Raw genomic sequence first — 416 nt, 5'->3', positions numbered from 1 at the left:
AAAGCGTGTACTTGATGTCCTGACCGGCAACAACATTCGAACCCGACACCGGATCAGAAGACTTCACCACAGCAATCTTCGGAGACACCACCGGGTGTTCGGTCGTCACCGGCGGAGGAGTGATCTCCGGACCCATCGGCGGCTTCGCAGTACCGGTGACCTTGTTGTTGATCAGAACCCCGCCGGCAACACCGTCGTTGACCTTCACCTGGTAGGTCAGAACAACCGACTTACCGGCTTCCAATGCACCGGTCCAGGTGAGCGTGGTGCCCGACAGGGTCGGAGCAGCAGCACCGTCGACACCGTCGACAGTCGCCTTGAGCGAACCGTCCACCAACGTCGCGTTGTCGAGAACCTTCGACAGATCATCGGTCAACACCACCGGATCAAGAGTCGTGTTACCCGTATTCGCACCC

The 416-nt window shown here is 59.1% G+C and carries 1 protein-coding gene; it reads right to left on the bottom strand.

The window, feature by feature from the left end; all coding sequences use genetic code 11:
• Positions 1-416, bottom strand: a 416-nt coding sequence (locus tag ACYP01_RS16865; RefSeq protein ID WP_459681357.1) for an isopeptide-forming domain-containing fimbrial protein, incomplete at both ends; no start/stop codon positions are given.

This window comes from Rhodococcus sp. no. 34, assembly GCF_054589475.1.
Note: the sequence above shows the minus strand (reverse complement) of the source record. Positions and strands in the feature narration are given on the sequence as shown.